The organism is Schinkia acidoalkalinis (assembly GCF_054301215.1).
Window position 1 is genome coordinate 4155365 of sequence record NZ_CP182573.1, and the last position, 20267, is coordinate 4175631.

Below are 20267 nucleotides of genomic sequence, written 5' to 3' on the forward strand. Positions count from 1 at the left end.
TAATGAGACAGATAGCTTATGGGTGTATATAGTACCTCTGAGTATATTGATATTAGCAGTTTTAGGAATTTACTTTATTACTATTGGATTAAAAAATAGGGATAAATATTGACCTTAGTTATTGCAGCTAAAGAAGCTGGTTAGTGTAAAATGCAATAGTCTCTTTTGGTAAAATTAACACAGGGGGATGGATATGTTTTTCTTTAATAAAGTAGATGTATATATTGGATATTCATTGGAGGAATTATCAAAGGTTAGAGGGATTTTAGGAAGAGAGGGTATTAAATATACCTACAAAGTAATTGACCATTCGGGACAATGGGTGGGGCATGGTACTTCTCGAGGAAACTTTGGAAGTTTCGGAATGAACAGGAATTATGAAAAACAATACGTTGTTTCGGTTAAGAAAAAAGACTCGGAGAATGCAAAATATTTTATTCATAGTGTTTTGCATCCATAAGTTTTTTTTCGCTAACGGGGTGCGTTTGCTAAATAGAGTCAGTGGCTTCCTGTGCTAAATTGGAAGGAGTGTGTATATGAAAGCTAACCAAATTATTTTGTCATTACTCCCAATTCCATTCTTATTTCACTTTTATGAGTATAATAGTCATCTTGTAAAAAAAGAAGCTGTTCTGTTATTTCCAGCTTTTCTATTATTCATAATTATTGTTGGAATACAGTTGAGGAAGGTTAAATTACTCTTGTTTTTGGGGATTAACATTTTAATGACTATTATTTCTTTATTGTTAGGCTACTTCTTAATAGCAGATGATGGAAGTTGGTTTAAACCATTTGGAAGAGACGTAGCAATTATATTCATATCAGTTGTTTATATTTTAGGACAGTTAATCATAAGGTGGATTAGTAAGGCTGTAACAACTGACAAAGAAAGTTAATGGATGTGTTAAATGTGGGGCATTTTTACGAAATACTACCCAAAGACAAATTTGATATTGAATCAGTTGAAAAAATAAGAGGGCTTAGTCGTGAAGACATTATACCTCTTTTACCAAACCTTCTTGAATGGATTCAGGATATGAATTGGGTAATTGCTCCAAAAGTTGCCGAACTGCTTCTGGATTTTCCAAATGGAATAATCTCTTTAATAAGGAGCGTATTTGAAACAGAGGACAATGTATGGAAATACTGGTGTTTAGAAGTTTTGGTGAAATATCTTCCTGAATCAAAAATGGCTTTAAGGAACGACTTGATCCGATTGGCAAAAACTCCTTCTGAAGAAGAGAAATTAGAGGAAGTTGACGTTATGGCTAAGGAGATATTAGAACAGCTATGATTTTGCCGGGTTGCTTTACTTAGATAAGGGGAGATAGAATGAAAAAATATCGTAAATTTACAGTACTATTTGGACTTTTCGCACCTGCTTTTATTTCAGTAGGTATGGTTTTAAAAGATTATTTTGAATATTCACCGACTGTCGGATGGGTTGGTGGATTCGTATTTTCATTGTTTGCTTTAATCTTTGCTGTAAAAGCTAAGCATAATGAAAATAGCTTATGCAAGTAAGGGGCAAGAGTGGAACAAGGAGTTGTCGATGTGGCAGCTCCTATTGTGTTAAAGTACAGGTTAGTTTAAGAGCAGTTTAGGGGATTTTATGGTAAAATAAGGAAGTGATTGTTTGGTTAGGAGGGGAATTTTTTGTATCTATTAACATCATCTTCAGTTGTTGGAATCAATCTTGGGGATATAATTTTTCAGTTACTATCGTTTTTTATTGGTATCGCTATTCCCATAATATTTATTGTATTGTTTTTTGCTAATAAAAATAAGCGTTTAAAGCGTATAGAAGAAAAGTTAGATACGTTGTTGGAAAGGAAAGATAAATTTTAAATATCTTTGAAAAAGGGGCTTATCTTAAAAATGAATAGAGCCTTGTTCCATTTAATGATGGTAATGTAAATAAGAAATATTTTTTATTTTAATGGATAGCATATTACTGGTGATGGAAAATGAAAAAATTACTGATTACATTTATAACAATAGGTTTACTATCTTTTTCTTCACAAACCGTAATAGCTAATCCTCTAAAAGATGATGTATTTAGGAACTTTATGCAAACGTTACTTACAAAAGGGGAAGAAAAGGCTGAGAAGTATGTAGCTTCAGACGTTAATATTCCTGAAATACGTGAAAATACGCCAATAAGAAGATTTGCAGGCCTACCTTCACCAAAAGAAAATGTAAGAGTATCAATTGCATACTTTGATGATGGAGAAAATGAGCCAGAAAGAATAGCTTTTATTTGGGAAGTAACATCAACAAAAGATAAAATTACAGATATATGTGTTGTTTTCGATGGATCAAATCCTATGATGAATGAATTAAAAGTTGTAAAAGAGTATGATGACAAATTTCGTAAACGAATATTAGTTCCATCTTCTTTTCCTTTTGATATTACTCACGTTGATGGATATGTGGATAAGGATATTTTAATGTTGAGGTATAGGAATAAGGAATTAAATGGAACTCTGCAGATAAAAGTAGTTCCCAAAGATAATGTTGACATAGAACGATTTAAAGGCAAAAACGATAGATATTATACTTTAAAGGATGGAACAACAGCCATTTATCAACCAAACTATCATCCAGCTTATCGCATTATCTTCAATAAAAACGAATTCCGATACTATATTGGCATAAATAAAAGCACGAAAAAAAACATGATAGTTGATGACTTAATAAAAGTTGCTAATTCGATGTTGTTTATCGGGGGCTTAAGTTGATTCAATTTCCAAATTATTTAAAAAACAAAGGAAAAGAACTTGATTCTAAAAAGTAGAACCAAGCTTTTTATTTTGCCTACTATTTCTATTGAAATTTGTTTTTTTATACATCAAAAGATTATTATGTCCCTCTGTTCCTAAATTTTCTCAACATTCACACGTCCAGAAAAGAACGTGGCTCCGCCACCCATATCTGACACGCGGTCAGGAGTGAGGGAGTTGACAAACCGTGTTGTGCCTTGACCTTTGCTCCATAGTCCTTGCGTGACAAGTACGCCTGGCAATACATCCTCACCGATGACTACTTTCAATTCGCATTCGCCACGATGATTCCAAACACGGACGACTTCGCCATCCGTAATATTTCTTGATAAAGCATCCTGACTATTCATGTGCAATTTTGGTTCTTTTTCTAGGTTTATATGCTTCTCGTTGTTTGAAAAAGTAGAGTTTAAGAAATTATGGGCTGGACCTGGTACGAATAAAAATGGCAAATCCCCATCGTCAATTAACGGGATATAGGTTGGTAATGGCGGAAGTCCAGCTTCCAGCATTTTGTTGGAATATAGCTCGATTTTTCCGCTTGGTGTTGGCAGCTTTCCTGGCAACAATGGCTTCACGTTTGCTTTTACATATTTCTTTTCAACCAACACAGCATAAGTGATGCCCTCAAGATAAGAATTTTCTGAATTACTAAGGGCACTGGCAATTAGTTCTTCATCACTTTCTGAAAGTGCAGAATCATTAAAGCCCATTGCTTTTGCCAAAAGCCTGAAGACTTCTGTATTGGATTTAGATTCACCATATGCTTCCATTACCGGCTCTTGGATTTGCATATAGTTGTGCCAATAGGAAGTGTAAAAATCAGTATTTTCATAGGAAGAAGTAGCCGGCAGAATGATATCGGCATATTTAGCCGTCTCAGTTAAAAATAAATCATGTACCACTGTAAATAAATCTTCCCTTACCAGCCCTGAGCGAACTTTATTTCCCGCAGGAGCAACGATGGCAGGGTTGCTATTATAGACATAAAGTGATTTCACTGGAGGCTCTAAATTTGTCAACGCCTGACCCAGCAAATTCATATTAATTCTGCGCGTTTTTTTATTTTGTAATAAATCAGGTCGCTGTAAAGCTTTATCATTATACGCTAAATAACCGCCATTTGACTTATTGGCACCGCCGCCTTTGATTAGCCATTGACCTGTTAACGCAGGGAGACAAGCAATCGCCCTTGTACTCATACCGCCATTATCATGGTGCTGAAGTCCGTTTCCGATCCGAATGAAAGCAGGGGAGGTTTTTCCGTACATGCGGGCAAGTTTATAAATATCTTCCTCAGGCACCCCGGTAATTTTAGAAATCGTGGCAGGATCATATTGGACAACATGGTTGTGCAATTCCTCATGGCCTATTGTGTATTCCTGTAAAAATGCCGGATCAACCATGTTTTCTGCAAATAAAATATGCATGATTCCAAGTGCTAGAGCGCCATCTGTGCCTGGTAAAATAGGAATAAACCAATCTGCCATTCTACCGGTTTGGTTTTTATGGACATCAATAACTACGATTTTCGCTCCATTTTTTCTAGCCTTTTGGGCGATGGCCCACTGATGCATGTTTGTGCTGACGGCATTAATTCCCCAAAAAATGAATAATTTTGTATGAATCGTATTGGCCGGGTCCGTTCCTAAATTTCCCCCCATCGTATATTTATAACCGGCAACACCGGCTGATTGACAAATGGTGCGCTCAAGCTGCGATGCTCCAAGACGGTGAAAGAAGCGGCGATCCATTCCTTCCGCACTCAGGTTTCCCATATTTCCATAGAAACTATAGGGAAGGATACTTTCAGGACCATCGGTTTGAATAAGCCTTTTCCACTGGGACGTAATCGTTTCAATCGCTTCATCCCAGCTTATTCGTTCAAATTTCCCCTCTCCTTTAGCGCCAATCCGTTTCATCGGGTATTGCAGACGCTTTTCATCATAAAGACGTTCAGCAACGTTACGAACCTTGTTGCAAATACTTCCTTTTGTGATAGGGTGATTGGGATCCCCATCAACTTTTATTATTTTTCCATCTTGTTTATGGATAAGGAGTCCGCATTGATCTGGACAATCTAGTGAGCAGACAGAAGGGAAAACCCCGTTCTTTTGACTTGCGTATGAGTTCAATTCGAAACATCCTTTCTTGTCTTTATTTTCAAATAATATAGTAGATAAAATTATACTATAAATGTTTAGATTTGTGACAGAATTGAAACATGGATTCTCAGAAATGGAAGGACCAATGCAGGAAAAACATATTTTGAAATAGAATTATAGACGTATACATATAATTTTAAGACAAAAGGGGAGAGCTTCTTGAAAAAGGTAAAAGTGCTGTTTGCAGGTGCAATGTTGGTAGGGGCAATCGTTGCAACAGGAAATGGACAAGCATCGGCGGCAAATAATGATATTAAAATTAAAATAAATAATGAACTACAAGTCTATGATCAAAATCCACTGATAATAGATGGAAGTACGATGGTACCGATGAGAGGGATTTTCGAGAAGTTAGGTGCCAATGTTACTTGGAATAAGGCTGAACAAATCATTGATGCTGAGCGTGGCAGTCTAAACATTCGCCTAGCTATTGGTTGGGATGGTGCTTACATCGGTCAGGAAGAGGTAAAGCTTGATACGGCCCCACAAATGATCAATGGCCGTACATTAGTGCCGCTGCGCTTTGTAAGTGAGGCACTTGGTGCCGATGTGGAGTGGAATGGAGCTGCAAAAACGGTTTCTATTATATATAAAACACAAGAAGATGTAATAGCAGAAATGAAAAAAGCATCCAGCTACCAACTAATAAGAGAACAATTTTATAAGCTTCTCAATGAATACGAAATCCAAAAAGTCAAGCCGGATGCAGCAAAATGGAATCAATTTAATCAAAAATGGATTGAAGAGAATAGAATGATCTTGGATCTTCTTGATGAACGGGATAAAGCCGAGGTTGACGGCAAAATGGAAAGCAGTATGCACTATGTTTATGCAAGCACCCTTTCTAATTATATTTGGGGTCAAATTGGGACTGAGATGAACTTCATTTATAGTTTAGGCTTTGACCGTGATACGGATAATATCGATAACCAGCTGGAATCGTTCAAGCGTTATTTTGAAGAGGCAGATCAAGCATTGCAAAATGGGGATGAAATGCCAAATCCTCCATATTGGGACATCGTGTTGGCAAAACCAACTAACTAAATGAAGAACAAAATCGCCTTCCTTTGTTTGATTTAGGGGGGAGGTGATTTTGTTTTATATTATTTAGTTCACATAATACTATTATTGTTTACTTATTTTAGATAAAAAGAAGATCCATCAATAACCTCTGCATTGTCCCTTTGTGCCACGTCCTCCATTAATTTAAAAAGGGACTCATCTTTTCTCTTTGCTTCAATCATACAGTCGATTTGTGTGACACTACCTTTAACTTCTTTTAAAAATGTAAAAAACATATCACTATCTACATAATCTGAATGATGACGGAATTCTTTATTGTTCTTTGGGCTTGATATGTGCATTTTTATCGGGAGGGGGGAATGCTTCCATGTTTTCACAACTCGATCCCAGTGTTCTTCCCAATTTGGATTTTGATGGTGGGCAAGATGATGATGATAATCAAATACAAGGGGGATTTCTAGTTTTTCACATAAGTAAAGTGTGTCTTCCAAGGTAAAGGATGTATCATCATTTTCAAGCATCACCATTTTTTGTATGGATCTCGGGGTGTCCATCCAATTTTCAACAAAACGCTCAAGAGATAGCTCGGTTTCCTTATAGTTGCCGCCGACATGCATGACACATCGATGAGTCGGGTTTATCCCCATTGCTTTTAACAATAAATAATGTAGTTTTAACGTTTTTATGGAATTTTTCAAGATATGTTTTTCTTTAGAATTAAGTAGAACGAAGTGATCGGGATGAAAATCAACTCTTATCTTATGTCTTTTGGCGAAATCTCCTATTTCCCGAAGTGGTTCTTTCAATGGTTTTAAATAATCCCAACCAAGAAGCTCCTCATGATTCGCCAATGGAATGAGGCGGGAAGTCAACCGGTAAAAATGAATGTCAGAAGCTGCATTATGCTTTAAAAGTCTAAGTGTATTGTGTAAATTCAATAGAGCAATACGCTCTAGTTTGCGAATGGCAGCTTCCCGATCGGTAATTTTTTGGAATTGGGCAAACGTCATCGTTTTCGATGGAGACGCATCTTTAAGCTCCATACTCATTGCAACATATCCAAGGCGTACAATCGTCATATTTACCACCTCATTCCATGAATTGCAAAAATAATAGAAATTATTTTTGGCTATGTATTATCATTTGCGAGCCCGTTTGTCGTTATACAAATTAGGAAATGCGGATAATGATAAATAACGGAAAAGGAAAAAATATAAAAAAATAGAATTAATAACGTTAAGTGATGTTTTAAATGTGAGTTAGGTGGGGATTGAAATTGAGTCTTTATAATATGGTAAAAGAAAGTTACGTTATTGCAATTATTAGAGGAGTGGAGAAAAAAGATATCATTCCGGTTGCCGAAGCCCTTTATAATGGGGGGATTAAACTAGTTGAGATTACGATGAATACTAATGGTGCTCCAGAAATGATTTCATTATTGAATGAAAAATTCGGCGGCCGATTATATATTGGTGCCGGAACTGTATTAGATGTTGAAGGGGCTAGAAAGGCCCAGGATGCAGGTGCAAAATATTTTATCACACCAAATGTAGATGAAGAAGTAATCAGATTTGCGCTAGAAAATAACATCGACATCCTACCTGGTGTCATGACACCTACAGAAGTTGTAAATGCCTACAAAGTGGGGGTAAAAATGGTGAAAGTCTTTCCAACTAGTATTCTAGGAAGCAATTATATTAAGGAATTACAAGGCCCCTTGTCCCATATTCCTATGGTTGCAGTTGGCGGAGTAAGACCTGAAAATGTTGCGGATTTTATTCGAGTTGGGGCAGTAGGAGTAGGGGTAGGCGGCAGTTTAATTGATAAAGGAGCCATCAATGCAGGAAACTTTGAGATTATAACTAAAAAAGCGCAAATTTTATTACAAAAAATAAAGGAAGCGCAAACATTGGTATAGTAGGACATGTTATGGGGGATAGAACACTAGAACCGCGAGTTCTAGTGTTCCGTAATGGCGTTTATTTAAGAGCTTTAAATCTCCTTTTTTCTGTCTATCTCCCATAGCAATCCCCCTTGCAAATGGTAACTTATAGTTAATTTTCTTTGTTTGGCTAATCAATTCCAGTTTGATAAAATGAAAAAGTCTAATTCTTTTGAATTCCTTATTGACTCAAAGCAAATTCTGGGTAAGGATAGTAATATATTATTTTTTTCTTGGAGGACAATATGAAATATATTAGTACACGCGGGAATGTAAATGAAATTGGTTTTATTGATACAGTCTTAATGGGGCTAGCTACAGATGGCGGGCTTCTAGTACCGGATAAAATCCCACAAATTCCTGCAGATAAGCTGCAGGCTATGTCCCAGTTGACTTATCAGCAATTAGCATATGAAATTATCTCCTATTATGTTGGTGGGGAGATTCCAGAAGATGAACTAATGGCATTAATTGAGAAAAGCTATGGTACCTTCCGTGATCCTGAGGTAACTCCTGTTAAAAAGGTAAAGGACAACATGTACGTGCTTGAATTGTTCCATGGTCCAACCTTTGCGTTTAAAGATGTTGCATTGCAATTTTTAGGGAATTTATATTCCTATATCGCAAAGAAAACAGGGGAAACGATCAATATTCTTGGGGCGACATCAGGGGATACGGGTGCATCAGCGATTGAAGGTGTAAGAGGAAAAGAAGGAATTCGCATTTGTATTTTGCATCCTCATGGTAAAGTCAGCAAGGTTCAAGAGCTGCAAATGACAACTGTAAATGACCCAACTGTTTTAAATTTAGCGATTGAAGGAACGTTTGACGATGGTCAACGTATTATTAAGGAAATTTTCGCTGATTTGGAATTCAAAAATAAATATCATTTGCGTGCGATTAATTCTATCAACTTTGCACGTATTTTAGCGCAAACTGTTTATTATTTCTATGCATACTTCCAAGTGGCAAAAGAGAAGGATATTAAGAGTCTCAACTTCAGTGTGCCAACTGGAAACTTTGGGGACATCTTTGCCGGCTATTTAGCAAAGAGAATGGGCCTCCCAGTTGGTAAACTAATTGTTGCAACGAATGAGAACAATATTTTAGAGCGTTTTATTAAGGATGGCGTATATCAGCCTGGTGATTTCCGCAGCACATACAGCCCTTCCATGGACATTCAAGTAGCGAGCAACTTCGAGCGTTACCTATACTACTTGCTTGGTGAAAATTCAAGTGCGGTAAATGAGTTAATGGATCAATTTAAGTCAGAAGGAAAAATTGTTGTGAATGAAGAGCAGCTTCGTCAAGTACAAGCAGATTTTGTAGCCTACGGTGTGAAAAACGAAGAATGTCTGCAAACAATCAAGACGTACTTTGATGAAACAAATTATTTACTTGACCCGCATACATCTTGCGGGGTTGCTGCCTATGAAAAATGTAGTGCTGAAGAAGTTTGTGTGACACTTTCAACAGCACATCCGGCTAAATTCAACGAAGCCATCGAACGTGTTGATATTGAGCAGACATACCCAGAACAAATTCAACAGTTATTTGATAAACCACAATTCTTAGAAGTGGTTGCAGCAGATAATGATGTGATTGCTCGTAGATTAGAGAAGCTGTTTAATTCAGCTCAGGTTGATGTAAAATAGGATAAACTAGATAAAAGATGCCTGTATGTAGGTTTACTTATTCCTACATGCAGGCATTTTATTTTTTTAAGAAGCATACAACAGGAAAATGAAGATAGAACAGACCTATATAGGTAAATACTGTCCTTAATTCTGTCGAACGAGGCCAGTAATGGAACCTTTCATGGTAAAAACTGTCCACAAAATAGGAAAATGAGGACAAGGATGATACCGAATTGGATAAACATGTCCACAAAATAGGAAAATGAGGACAAGAATGATACCGAATTGGATAAACATGTCCACAAAATAGGAAAATGAGGACAAGAATGATACCGAATTGGATAAACATGTCCACAAAATAGGAAAATGAGGACAAGAATGATACCGAATCGAGTAAACATGTCCTCAAAATAGGAAAATGAGGACAAGAATGATACCGAATTGGATAAACATGTCCACAAAATAGGAAAATGAGGACAAGAATGATACCGAATCGAGTAAACATGTCCTCAACATAGGGAAATGAGGACAAGAATGATACCGAATTGGGTAAACATGTCTTCAAAATAGGAAAATGAGGACAAGAATGATATCGAATTGGGTAAAAATGTCCTCAAAACTGTAAAATAAAGACATAATCAGTTAGCAAATATCTTGTCTTTTAAACACGCTCCACATCCGCTCGTCCCGAAAAGAAAGTGGCACCGCCGCCCATTTCAGATATGCGATCGGGCGTAAGAGAGTTAAGGTGATGCTTTGAACCAGGACGGTCGCTCCACAATCCTTGAGTGGCAACCACTCCCGGTAGTACATTTTCACCGACAGATACTCTAAGTTCACATTCGCCGCGATGATTCCAAACCCGTACCAAATCCCCATCCTCGATATTTCTCTTAAAGGCATCCTTTATATTCATGTGTAATTTCGGTTCTTTTTCCAAACTTACATGTTTTTCATTATTTGAAAAAGTAGAGTTTAAGTAATTATGTGTTGGTGCTGGTACAAATTGTAATGGAAAATCTCCGTCAACAACTAAAGGTATAAAGGTAGGTAAAGGCGGAAGTCCGTCTTCTACCATTTTTTCAGAATAGAGTTCAATTTTTCCGCTTGGTGTTGCGAGTTTACCAGGTAACAACGGTTTCATAGCGGCTTTGATATATTTCTTTTCGACCAAGCCTTGATAATTAATACCTTCTATATAAGGATTACCGGAATTCTCAAGCGCACCGGCTATCATTTCTTCATCGGTTTCCAATAAAGCTGGATCATCATAGCCCATTTCTTTTGTTAGCAGCCTGAATACGTCTGTATTTGATTTTGATTCGCCATAGGCTTCAATAACGGGCTCTTGGATTTGAATATGATTGTGCCAATATGAACAGTAAAAATCCGTATTTTCATAGGAAGAAGTAGCAGGTAGGACAATATCTGCATATTTGGCTGTCTCTGTTAAAAATAAATCATGTACAATAACAAATAAATTATCTCGTTCAAGCCCTTTGCGGACTTTATTTCCTGCTGGAGCAACGACAGCAGGGTTGCTGTTATATACATATAGTGATTTAATAGGTGGCTCCAAATCTACTAATGCCTGTCCTATTAAATTCATATTTATCACACGGGTGTTTTTGTTTTTTAATAAATCAGGGCGCTGAAGTTTTCTTACATTATGGGCTACGTAACCACTGTTTGATTTTATGGCACCGCCGCCTTTTTGCAGCCATTGTCCCGTTAAAGCAGGGAGGCAGGCAATTGTTCGTACGCACATGCCGCCATTATCATGATGCTGAATGCCATTACCAATTCGAATAAAGGAAGGGGAGGCCTCACCATACATCCTTGCAAGCTTTACGATATCCTTCTCAGGCACACCCGTAATTTTGGAAACGGTATGTGGATCATATTGAACAACATGTGCACGAAGTTCCTCATGACCAACTGTATATTCCTTTAAAAAGTCCTCATTTACTAAACTTTCCGCAAACAAAACATGCATAATGCCTAAGGCAAGGGCACCATCTGTCCCTGGTAAAATCGGAATAAACCAATCTGCCATTCTACCGGTCTGATTTTTATGAACATCAATGACGATAATTTTTGCCCCATTCATTCGGGCTTTCTGAGCGATTGCCCATTGGTGCATATTCGTACTAACAGCATTGATCCCCCAAAAGATGAACAAATTTGAATGAATGGTGTCAACAGGGTCTATCCCAAAACTGCCACCCATAGTGTATTTGTAGCCTTCTATACCGGCTGTACTGCAAATCGTGCGATCAAGCTGGGAAGCTCCTAAGCGGTGAAAGAAACGGCGGTCCATACCTTCTGCGCTGAGATTTCCCATATTTCCGTAAAAGCTGTATGGAAGAATGCTTTCAGGTCCATCACTTTCAATAAGCTGTTTCCAATGGGCGGTGATTGTTTGGATGGCTTCCTCCCAGCTTATACGCTCAAATTTTGCTTCTCCTTTTTTGCCAATCCGTTTCAGTGGGTATTGCAGACGATTTTTATCATAGAGCCGTTCTGCTACGTTACGCACCTTGTTGCAAATATTTCCTTTTGTCGCAGGATGATTAGGATCACCCTCAATTTTAATAATTTTCCCATCCTTTTTATGGACAAGAAGTCCGCATTGGTCTGGACAATCCAGGGAGCAGACAGATGGGAAAACACCATCTTTTTGACTACTATATGAATTCACTACTCAATCCCCATCCTTATAACTATTTGAAATTTAATTTAGGCACGGTGTATTTATAGAAAATTATACTATAAATATGTCTCTTTCTCGTAATGTTTTTGAATGGAACAAACGAACCAACCCCATGCACTAATGTTAACTTATATAATCAAGAGGTTGACAAATTAAGTTTCCGTATTTTATAGTAACATTATTAAAATTCAGAAAACAGTGGTGATTGTAAATGAAACTAAAAGAGATGATGTATGTATCATTATTTACGGCAATTGTTGCGGTATTGGGATTATTGCCGCCGATTGCGTTGCCGTTTACACCAGTGCCGATTACTGCACAAACATTGGGTGTAATGCTTGCGGGGGCGGTTTTAGGGGCGCGCCTTGGCGGATTAAGTTTGCTTTTATTTGTATTACTAGTCGGGGTTGGTGCACCGATTCTTTCGGGTGGACGAGGTGGAATAGGAGTAATCTTCGGACCAAGTGGTGGTTATATTATGAGTTATCCTATAGCGGCGTTTGTAATCGGATTATTAGTAGAAAAGTTCTGGAGCAATCTAACAGCTCCAAAGATTATTTTATTTAATTTTATTGGTGGTATTGCTCTAGTTTATGCTTGTGGCGTCACCTATTTATCTATTGTTTCAGATTTAACGTGGGGGAACGCCGCAATGTCGGCATTAGCTTATATACCAGGAGATTTAACGAAAGCTGTCATTGCTGGGATTGTGGCGATGAAAATTAAAAAGTCATATCCGCTCATTCGGATAGAGAATAGAAAAGAGGCAGCGTAAGGTTTGTTTCATTTTGGACAGACCTTTGCTTTTATTAAAGAAGGTGATGTTATGTTGATTGGGGACACGCTTAGAGACCATGCTACTCAAATGGGGGATAAGCCTGCTATAGTTTGTGAAGGAGAAGTAATCACTTTTGCTGAACTTTTCCAACAGGTGAATAAAATAAAAACAAAAATGAATATTTTGCTTGGCAATGGTAAAGGAAAAAAAGTTGGATTTTTGCTTCCAAATGACCCCAGATTCTTGCAATTATTTTTTGCCTCCGTCACATCAGGTTTTGTCGCGATGCCGTTTGATCCAAAGTGGAGTAGTCGTGAGCTTTATGAAAGTATGAAAGATGCAGCACCGGATATTTTTATAGCTGCAGAGGAGTTTGCTAGTAAACTAGAAGGTATTTCTGACGTACATATTGTTTATTGGAATTCCTTATTTTTGGAACCAATAAATAAGGTAAGAACCGTATGCCAACAGATAACAGAAACTTCAAAAATGAATACTGCTTCTGTGGAAGATATTTTTTATATTGGTTTTACGTCCGGAACGACTGGTAAACCGAAAGGATATATGCGTACACATTTATCGTGGTTAAAAAGCTTTGAAAGTGGAGAAGAAATTTTCGAAATTACAGAAGCCGATACAATATGTGCACCTGGCCCCCTTTATCATTCTCTTCATCTATATGGTGCCGTTCATGCTTTGCACCTAGGTGCAACCATTAATATTTTAAAGGAATTTAAAGCAACATCATTGTTGAACTTGCTACAAACTACACCCATTAGTGTCATTTATCTAGTTCCGACAATGGCTGCAGCCCTACTTCAGCAGTTTGAAACGAACCGTTCAGTTTTTAACCAGTTAGAGAAAATTATTAGTTCGGGTGCGAAATGGCAACCAGATTCGAAAAAAGGAGTCGAAACATTTTTCCCAAGGGCTAAACTTTACGAATTTTACGGTGCATCTGAGTTGAGTTTTGTTAGTGTATTAACAAATGATGATCATTTATATGCATCCCAATCAGTTGGAAAGGCGTTCCTAGGTATAGAAATTCAAATCCGTTCCCATGAAGGATTTCCAGTAGGACCAGGGGAGATTGGTAAGGTTTTTATAAAAAGTGAACAAGTCTTTAAAGGTTATGTGAACGATGAAAAGGCTACGAAAGAAACCTTACATGGTGACTGGGCAACCGTTGGGGATATTGGTTATGTTGATGATGAAGGGTATTTGTTTTTAGTAGGACGTGAGAAAAATATGATCATCTCAGGTGGGCTTAATATTTACCCCGAAGAAGTCGAAATGTTTATAGAAAAACATGATTCAGTAAGGGAAGCAGTTGTCATTGGTGTTGACGATTGGTATTGGGGAGAAATGGTTGTTGCGGCAGTGAGGTGTTATGAAGGTAAAACCTTTGATGCCAATGAGCTTAAAGCCTTTTGTCGTAATGAACTTTCTACCTATAAATGCCCTCGCACGTTTATAGAGGTTTCCAATTTTATATACACGTCCAGCGGAAAAATTGCTAGGAAAGAAACCAAAGCCTTCATTGGAAGAAAATTACTTGAAGGAAAGGAGTCCGTGACGTATGAATGAGGCGGTCATTGTGGCAGCAAAGAGAACTGCCATTGGTAAAGTTGGCGGGATGTTCAAGGATATACCACCCGAGCAGCTTGCAGCCGAAGTGATAAAAGCGATAGTGACAGAAAATCAGCTACACCCTGAAGATATTAACGAAGTCATTTTAGGAAATGCAGTCGGTCCCGGTGGAAATATAGCTCGCCTTTCTTTACTAGCTGCCGGGTTGCCATTTTCAGTGCCGGGATTTTCAGTTGACCGTCAATGCGGATCTGGTTTAGAAGCTATCAATCTCGCTGCAAGGCTTATTCAAGCGGGTGCGGGGGACGTATATCTCGCCGGTGGGGTTGAAAGTTCAAGTCTTGCGCCATGGAAAATTGAAAAACCAACATCTTTATATGGGCCTGCTTCGCCGAAAATTTTTACAAGAGCCCGATTTTCAACAGATGAGATAGGAGACCCGGAAATGGGATTAGCGGCTGAGAATGTTGCTGAGTACTATAAAATTTCACGGGAAGACCAAGATTTATACTCTTTGGAAAGCCACCGAAAAGCTATTCGCTCGCTAAAGACGGGTCGGTTTACTGATGAAATTGTATCGATTCAAGACTTAAAGACTGATGAATGTCCGCGTGAAAATACAGGTTATGAAAAATTGCAAAAACTAGCGCCAATCTTTAAAGAAAATGGCACCGTAACAGCAGGTAATTCATGCCCAATCAATGATGGGGCTGCTGTTGTCTTATTGATGTCTAAAAAGAAATGTGAGTCACTCGGCTTAAAACCTTTGTTTCGCTTTGTTGATGCCGAAAGTGCTGGAGTCAGTCCACATTTATTAGGGATTGGACCTGTGCCTGCAGTACAAAAATTATTGGAACGAAGAAATATGAACGTTGCCGAAATTGATGTTATTGAATTTAATGAAGCTTTTGCTTCTCAAGTTTTGGCATCTCTAAGGGAGCTTTCCATTCCGCAAGAAAAAGTCAATCGAGGCGGCGGTGCACTTGCTCTTGGACATCCATATGGCGCTTCCGGAGCCATTTTGATTACGAGATTATGTGCTGAAATGGTGCGAAGCTCTGCCACGTTAGGTTTAGCCACGTTAGGAATAGGGGGAGGGTTAGGAATTGCCACACTTATTGAGAGGGTGGTGGAATGACCATGCTTGATCACACTTTAATCGGTCAGAAAACTAAGTCCGTTACGATTACAATCACGAATAAAATGGTGGGAGACTATGTGAATATGATTGGTGACAATCATCCTATTTTTCTAGATTCAGAGGAAGCAAGAAAGAATGGTTACCCAGATGTGGTCATTCCGGCTACTTATCCGGTTCTTTTTTGGAAGTATATTACTATTCCATGGCTAGAAAATGTTGGGCCCCTCATCCATGGCAAGCAATCGTTCCGATACCAGACACCGTTAAGCACGAACCAACCCTATAGCTGTTTTATAGAATTAGCAGATATTTATGAAAAAGGAAGTGCTAAAGGTAAACTGCAATTTTTAATACACCGCCTTGTTATCTCTGCTGGTGGGCGTGATGTGGCCGAAGCGGTATCTGTATTAATTTTGCTTGAAAAAAAAGTGGGGTGAAGTCATGCAAAAAGGCACTGAACTACCGGAAATAAAAATAGCGAAAATATCCGAAGACATGATTCGTGCTTATGCCTCGCTTTCAAATGATGAAAATGTTATTCATTTTGACAAAGAAGAGGCTAGAAAAGCTGGCTTCCCGGACCGGATTGCACATGGAATGCTAACAATGGCACTATGTTCCCGTTTATGTTCACCATGGCTGACTAAACAATATTTTGTTGCGGAATTCAATACAACCTTTCGCTATCCGCTTTTTCTTGGTGATTCATTACATATCACTGGACGCGTTTTGGAGGAGAATGATCAATACGTGTACGTAACTTTTTCGGGGGAAAATGGAACTGGAAAAATGGTTGTCTTGGGTGAAGTTAAACTGAAAAGAAGGTGAATCCATGGATTTTAACGGTCGTACAGCAATCATCACTGGATCAACGCGGGGAATCGGCAGATGTGTAGCCGAAAAACTTGCCGGGTTGGGGGCCTTTGTTGTAGTAAATGGCACAAATGAAGCGAGGGTAGCGGAGGTTGTTGAATCTATTCGTTTACAGGGCGGAAAAGCAACAGGTGTAACGGGAAGAGTTGAAAGGGAAGAAACGAGTGAACTCCTTGTAAAAAGTGCCACCGAATATACTGGGAGAATCGATATATTAGTGAACAATGCGGGGATTATTGCTGATCGAAAGTCCTATAAAATGACATTGGATGAATTTAGCATGGTGATTGATGTCCATGTGAAAGGGGCATTTTTATGTGCAAAGGCCGTTATCAATGAGATGATAAAAAATAGAAATGGTGGTTTCATTATTAATATGACTTCCCTTGCCGGTCTAGCGGGAACCGTCGGCCAAGTAAATTATAGCGCTGCAAAGGCGGCGATAAATGGAATGACATGGACGCTTGCTGAAGAATTAAAAAAAGACCGTATTCAAGTCAACGCCATTTCACCAGCAGCAATCACAGATATGACTCGGCCGTACATAGAAAAAGCTAAACGCAGGGCGGAAGAGACAGGAGAAGAAATGCCGGATTATTGGGAGATTGGAACGGCAGATGATGTTGCCGATTTCATTGTGAAGTTAGTTCACGTACCTACTCTTGCATTTTCGGGTGAGATATTTAGCGTCAATGGCAAAAAAATCGGCCGCTATCTAAAGCCGCAGTTTAGAGAAATTAGTCCACACGAGATTTTTAATTTCAAAACTTGATCTGAATAAAAATAAGGACAAATTCCAGCAATGGGATTTGTCCTTTTAAGGTTGGCTAAATAAAGTTTTCATAGTCTGTGGTCTGTTTTAACGATTAGCTTGATACTTGGTCGTTTTTTAATTATAGAAATTGGCAGTTATTGTATGGCGAAATTGGTATACAATGTTCGATTAAAAATAAAGAAGGTAAATTAGTGTTTTTGCGAGTCACTTTTATAAGAATGGAGTTTTGACAGAAGCGAATATCGAAAAGTTTCGCAGATTAATTGATTAGTTGATAAAATAGGTATGAAACGAAAAAGAGAGAAGGCATCTAAGTGGCAATCATCATAACAATGTTACTATTAGGAATTTTGTTAGGCTTTATCGGTGCTGGGGGCGCGGGTTTCATTATTGCAATTTTAACACTTATGTTCAACGTACCTATTCACACTGCATTAGGAACATCTTTAACGGCAATGGCTTTTACCTGCTTTTCAGGCGTTGTAAGCCATTATAGGGAAGGAAACATCACGATAAAAATCGGTGTGATTGTGGGTCTATTTGGCGCAATTGGTTCCTTTTTTGGTTCAAAAATTGCAGCAGAGATTCCACAACAGTCACTTCATTGGTTTACGGCTGGAGTGTTATTCCTTTCCACCATATTACTTTTGGTACGTTTATATATTTTTAAAAACCAAGGCACCTCACAACAGGAGGTTTCTGCTACAGCTGCCAATTCTTCGGTTTTTATCAAAGCTATTTTCTTAGGAATTGTAACTGGCCTATTGTCAGGGTCTTTTGGTATTGGCTCAACGCCATTTATTCAACTTGGCCTGCTAACATTTTTAGGACTATCCATCCGACAATCAGTAGGTACGACAATGTTAGTAATTCTGCTGATTGCAATTGGTGGAGGAGTTGGTTATAACTCGAGCGGTTATTTGGACTTTCTTTTACTTGTGAAAATATTGATTGGCACTATGGTAGGTGCTTATATTGGGGCTAAGTTTACCAATTACGCCCCGAGATTTGTCTTAAAATTTGCGATGGTAGGTACACCAGCCATTGCAGGCTTTATTATGTTATTTGACTAAGAATAAATGTCGAAGTGCATAGCAAGTACTTCGACATTTATTTCACGAAATGTATCACGTTTCAATGTACGGCCAAATAATTTTGAACATCATCAGGACTCTTTAATTCATGCAATTTTTCATAAGGAACCCGAACTGAGTATTTTAGGACAGCCCCCGCATTTTCAAAATCATCTGTATAAAAGGTTCTCTCATGATAGTTTGCGAGTCCACTGTGTTTTCCATATTTCTTTTTAACAAGTTTATTCACATCTATTGAATTTTTGGATTCATAATAGTTAATATACATGACCATATCTTTTCGGAAGATATCGGAATCAAATTGTTCAATTGAAATGTTTCTATACACCGTGGCGACATTCAAAAATGAAGTAAGAACATCCTCTTTAGTCCACGCACTATTTTCTTTAACTGTATCCGCCCCGAATGAACCGTCCCAAACGCCTGCCGCATTGACTCGAACAGGAGTTACCGCAAATACAATATATGGATTAAATGGATTATCTGGAAAAGTTTCCTCCATCGTTTTTATCATCGTTTGTCTTGCAGCAAAAAAATCAGGTAAATACGAATCACTATACTTACCCTTTTCATCAATGGTTACAACGATACCTAAACTTGGATCATTCTTGAGGAAGAATGTTGAGTAATATGCATTCTCTTTCCGGTCCTCATAAACCATACCATTTACAAAACTAATATTTGAATACTTCTTTTGAAGATAATCTCGCATTCCTTGTTGTTTTCCTTCTAGTGATATGGGTAAACCTGCTTTTAAACTATGATTGGCTTGTATCAAAGTTGGAATTTGAAATATACAAAAAGTTACAGTTAGAGCAGTTATACCACTCATAATCAGTCTTTTTTGTATATCAATAACTTTAAAGAATCCCTTTGTAAGAAGCAATGAACAGCCGAACGATATGGCAAGTAGTATTAATGGAACGAAATTAATACCAGCTGCGAACATAAGCGAATATAAAAGATAGGAAAGAGGGGACAGGATTAAAGCCACTATTAAAGTAAGAGCTAACGTTGAAAGAAAAAATAATCCGAACTTTATCTTGGTATTCATTAAATTCCTCCATTTAATATGACAGATTGAAAAAACTAGCTCAATCCTAAAATATTCGCTGAAAGAATTTACTTTCCTGCTTTTGTCATAGTAAGAAATTCCCGTTGTAATGAATATAAAATTGTTAAATACAAAGAAATACCAATTGATTAGTTTACTTGTTCTTGATATTATGAAATTCCGGCGTTGGAAAAACGCTAAAGTTTTTTTGAATAATCACATTGACTTCTGCGAAGTTGAATGATAGAATTTATTTTGTTGCTGATACAGATGCTATAAAAACGAAACGTTGCCAAGCATATACTTATATTGGGCTATAGCCAAGCGGTAAGGCAACGGACTTTGACTCCGTCATTCGCTGGTTCGAATCCAGCTAGCCCAGCCAACTTTAAAGGTAGCATTACCAAGAGAATACAACCTTTTCCCCTGTTAAAATCTGGTTGCTGCCTTAAATCTTTAAAACGCCGGTGTGGCGGAATTGGCAGACGCGCACGACTCAAAATCGTGTTCCCAAAAGGAGTGTCGGTTCGACCCCGACCACCGGTATCATAAAGTTAGAAAACCTAGTAAAGTCAATGCTTTGAAACAATCTGAGCATTGGCTTTTTTGTTGTTTAGTAGACTAAAGTAATTACCTAATCGTGTGGACAACAAGTAACGATTTCTAAGTACCTTTAAGACAAATACTTCTTAAAGGAGA

General features: G+C 37.9%; 20 protein-coding genes and 2 tRNA genes. 18 read left to right on the forward strand and 4 right to left on the reverse strand.

Going from position 1 to position 20267, the window contains the following annotated elements; genetic code table 11:
- Positions 1-193 precede the first annotated feature (193 nt).
- From ACNQFZ_RS21205 to ACNQFZ_RS21230, 6 genes are all read left to right on the forward strand, one after another.
- Positions 194-460: a hypothetical protein gene (locus ACNQFZ_RS21205; RefSeq protein ID WP_458413258.1), complete on the forward strand. Its 267-nt coding sequence runs from the start codon at positions 194-196 to the stop codon at positions 458-460.
- Between the two features lie 76 nt (positions 461-536).
- Entirely contained in the window at positions 537-896 is a 360-nt protein-coding gene (locus ACNQFZ_RS21210; RefSeq protein WP_458413259.1) for a hypothetical protein, read from the forward strand.
- A gap of 14 nt (positions 897-910) precedes the next feature.
- A complete protein-coding gene (locus ACNQFZ_RS21215) occupies positions 911-1294 on the forward strand; it encodes a DUF5071 domain-containing protein (RefSeq protein WP_458413260.1) in 384 nt (127 codons plus the stop codon).
- A gap of 38 nt (positions 1295-1332) precedes the next feature.
- Positions 1333-1524 (forward strand): hypothetical protein, encoded by a 192-nt coding sequence (locus ACNQFZ_RS21220; protein ID WP_458413261.1) that lies wholly within the window; start codon positions 1333-1335, stop codon positions 1522-1524.
- A gap of 132 nt (positions 1525-1656) precedes the next feature.
- Positions 1657-1848 carry a hypothetical protein gene (locus tag ACNQFZ_RS21225; protein WP_458413262.1) on the forward strand — a complete coding sequence of 64 codons (192 nt, stop codon included), beginning with the start codon at positions 1657-1659 and terminating at the stop codon, positions 1846-1848.
- 119 nt (positions 1849-1967) lie between these two features.
- Positions 1968-2741, forward strand: a complete 774-nt coding sequence (locus ACNQFZ_RS21230; protein WP_458413263.1) for a hypothetical protein — start codon at positions 1968-1970, stop codon at positions 2739-2741.
- A 137-nt stretch (positions 2742-2878) separates the two neighbouring features.
- Here ACNQFZ_RS21230 and ACNQFZ_RS21235 read toward each other — a convergent pair whose 3' ends face one another.
- A complete protein-coding gene (locus ACNQFZ_RS21235; RefSeq protein ID WP_458413264.1) occupies positions 2879-4918 on the reverse strand; it encodes a molybdopterin oxidoreductase family protein in 2040 nt (679 codons plus the stop codon).
- Positions 4919-5107: 189 nt separating this feature from the next.
- Here ACNQFZ_RS21235 and ACNQFZ_RS21240 point away from each other — a divergent pair, with 189 nt between their 5' ends.
- Entirely contained in the window at positions 5108-5992 is an 885-nt protein-coding gene (locus tag ACNQFZ_RS21240) for a stalk domain-containing protein (protein WP_458413265.1), read from the forward strand.
- Between the two features lie 92 nt (positions 5993-6084).
- On the opposite strand, the gene uvsE is transcribed toward ACNQFZ_RS21240, so the two are convergent.
- Positions 6085-7050, reverse strand: coding sequence for a UV DNA damage repair endonuclease UvsE (uvsE, locus tag ACNQFZ_RS21245; RefSeq protein WP_458413266.1), 966 nt, complete (start codon positions 7048-7050; stop codon positions 6085-6087).
- A gap of 197 nt (positions 7051-7247) precedes the next feature.
- On the opposite strand from uvsE, the gene ACNQFZ_RS21250 reads away from it, so the two are divergent.
- Together ACNQFZ_RS21250 and thrC are read left to right on the forward strand one after the other, a co-directional pair.
- The gene (locus tag ACNQFZ_RS21250) at positions 7248-7889 is read left to right on the forward strand and encodes a bifunctional 4-hydroxy-2-oxoglutarate aldolase/2-dehydro-3-deoxy-phosphogluconate aldolase (protein ID WP_458413267.1); all 642 of its coding nucleotides are present in this window, start codon (positions 7248-7250) and stop codon (positions 7887-7889) included.
- A 269-nt stretch (positions 7890-8158) separates the two neighbouring features.
- Positions 8159-9568 carry a threonine synthase gene (thrC, locus tag ACNQFZ_RS21255; RefSeq protein WP_458413268.1) on the forward strand — a complete coding sequence of 470 codons (1410 nt, stop codon included), beginning with the start codon at positions 8159-8161 and terminating at the stop codon, positions 9566-9568.
- A 643-nt stretch (positions 9569-10211) separates the two neighbouring features.
- Here thrC and ACNQFZ_RS21260 read toward each other — a convergent pair.
- Positions 10212-12251, reverse strand: coding sequence for a molybdopterin oxidoreductase family protein (locus ACNQFZ_RS21260; protein ID WP_458413269.1), 2040 nt, complete (start codon positions 12249-12251; stop codon positions 10212-10214).
- A gap of 223 nt (positions 12252-12474) precedes the next feature.
- Between ACNQFZ_RS21260 and ACNQFZ_RS21265 the strand changes: the two genes are divergently transcribed.
- From ACNQFZ_RS21265 to ACNQFZ_RS21295, 7 genes are all read left to right on the forward strand, one after another.
- Positions 12475-13038, forward strand: coding sequence for a biotin transporter BioY (locus ACNQFZ_RS21265; protein WP_458413270.1), 564 nt, complete (start codon positions 12475-12477; stop codon positions 13036-13038).
- 3 nt (positions 13039-13041) lie between these two features.
- Positions 13042-14628, forward strand: a complete 1587-nt coding sequence (locus ACNQFZ_RS21270; RefSeq protein ID WP_458413271.1) for an AMP-binding protein — start codon at positions 13042-13044, stop codon at positions 14626-14628.
- Positions 14621-15769, forward strand: a complete 1149-nt coding sequence (locus tag ACNQFZ_RS21275) for a thiolase family protein (protein ID WP_458413272.1) — start codon at positions 14621-14623, stop codon at positions 15767-15769. Before ACNQFZ_RS21270 ends, ACNQFZ_RS21275 begins: the two co-directional genes overlap by 8 nt.
- 2 nt (positions 15770-15771) lie before the next feature.
- Complete coding sequence (locus tag ACNQFZ_RS21280) at positions 15772-16209, forward strand: FAS1-like dehydratase domain-containing protein (protein ID WP_458413273.1); 438 nt, start codon at positions 15772-15774, stop codon at positions 16207-16209.
- A gap of 4 nt (positions 16210-16213) precedes the next feature.
- Complete coding sequence (locus tag ACNQFZ_RS21285; RefSeq protein WP_458413274.1) at positions 16214-16600, forward strand: MaoC family dehydratase; 387 nt, start codon at positions 16214-16216, stop codon at positions 16598-16600.
- A gap of 4 nt (positions 16601-16604) precedes the next feature.
- Entirely contained in the window at positions 16605-17417 is an 813-nt protein-coding gene (locus ACNQFZ_RS21290) for an SDR family NAD(P)-dependent oxidoreductase (RefSeq protein WP_458413275.1), read from the forward strand.
- A 317-nt stretch (positions 17418-17734) separates the two neighbouring features.
- On the forward strand, positions 17735-18493 hold the full coding sequence (locus tag ACNQFZ_RS21295) for a sulfite exporter TauE/SafE family protein (protein WP_458413276.1): 759 nt from the start codon (positions 17735-17737) through the stop codon (positions 18491-18493).
- A 61-nt stretch (positions 18494-18554) separates the two neighbouring features.
- Here the strand turns inward: ACNQFZ_RS21295 and ACNQFZ_RS21300 are convergent, their stop codons facing one another.
- Positions 18555-19568, reverse strand: a complete 1014-nt coding sequence (locus tag ACNQFZ_RS21300; protein ID WP_458413277.1) for a hypothetical protein — start codon at positions 19566-19568, stop codon at positions 18555-18557.
- Between the two features lie 310 nt (positions 19569-19878).
- Here ACNQFZ_RS21300 and ACNQFZ_RS21305 point away from each other — a divergent pair.
- Positions 19879-19953 (forward strand) — tRNA-Gln (locus tag ACNQFZ_RS21305).
- 78 nt (positions 19954-20031) lie between these two features.
- Positions 20032-20114: transfer RNA gene (locus tag ACNQFZ_RS21310), tRNA-Leu, on the forward strand.
- Positions 20115-20267 lie beyond the last annotated feature (153 nt).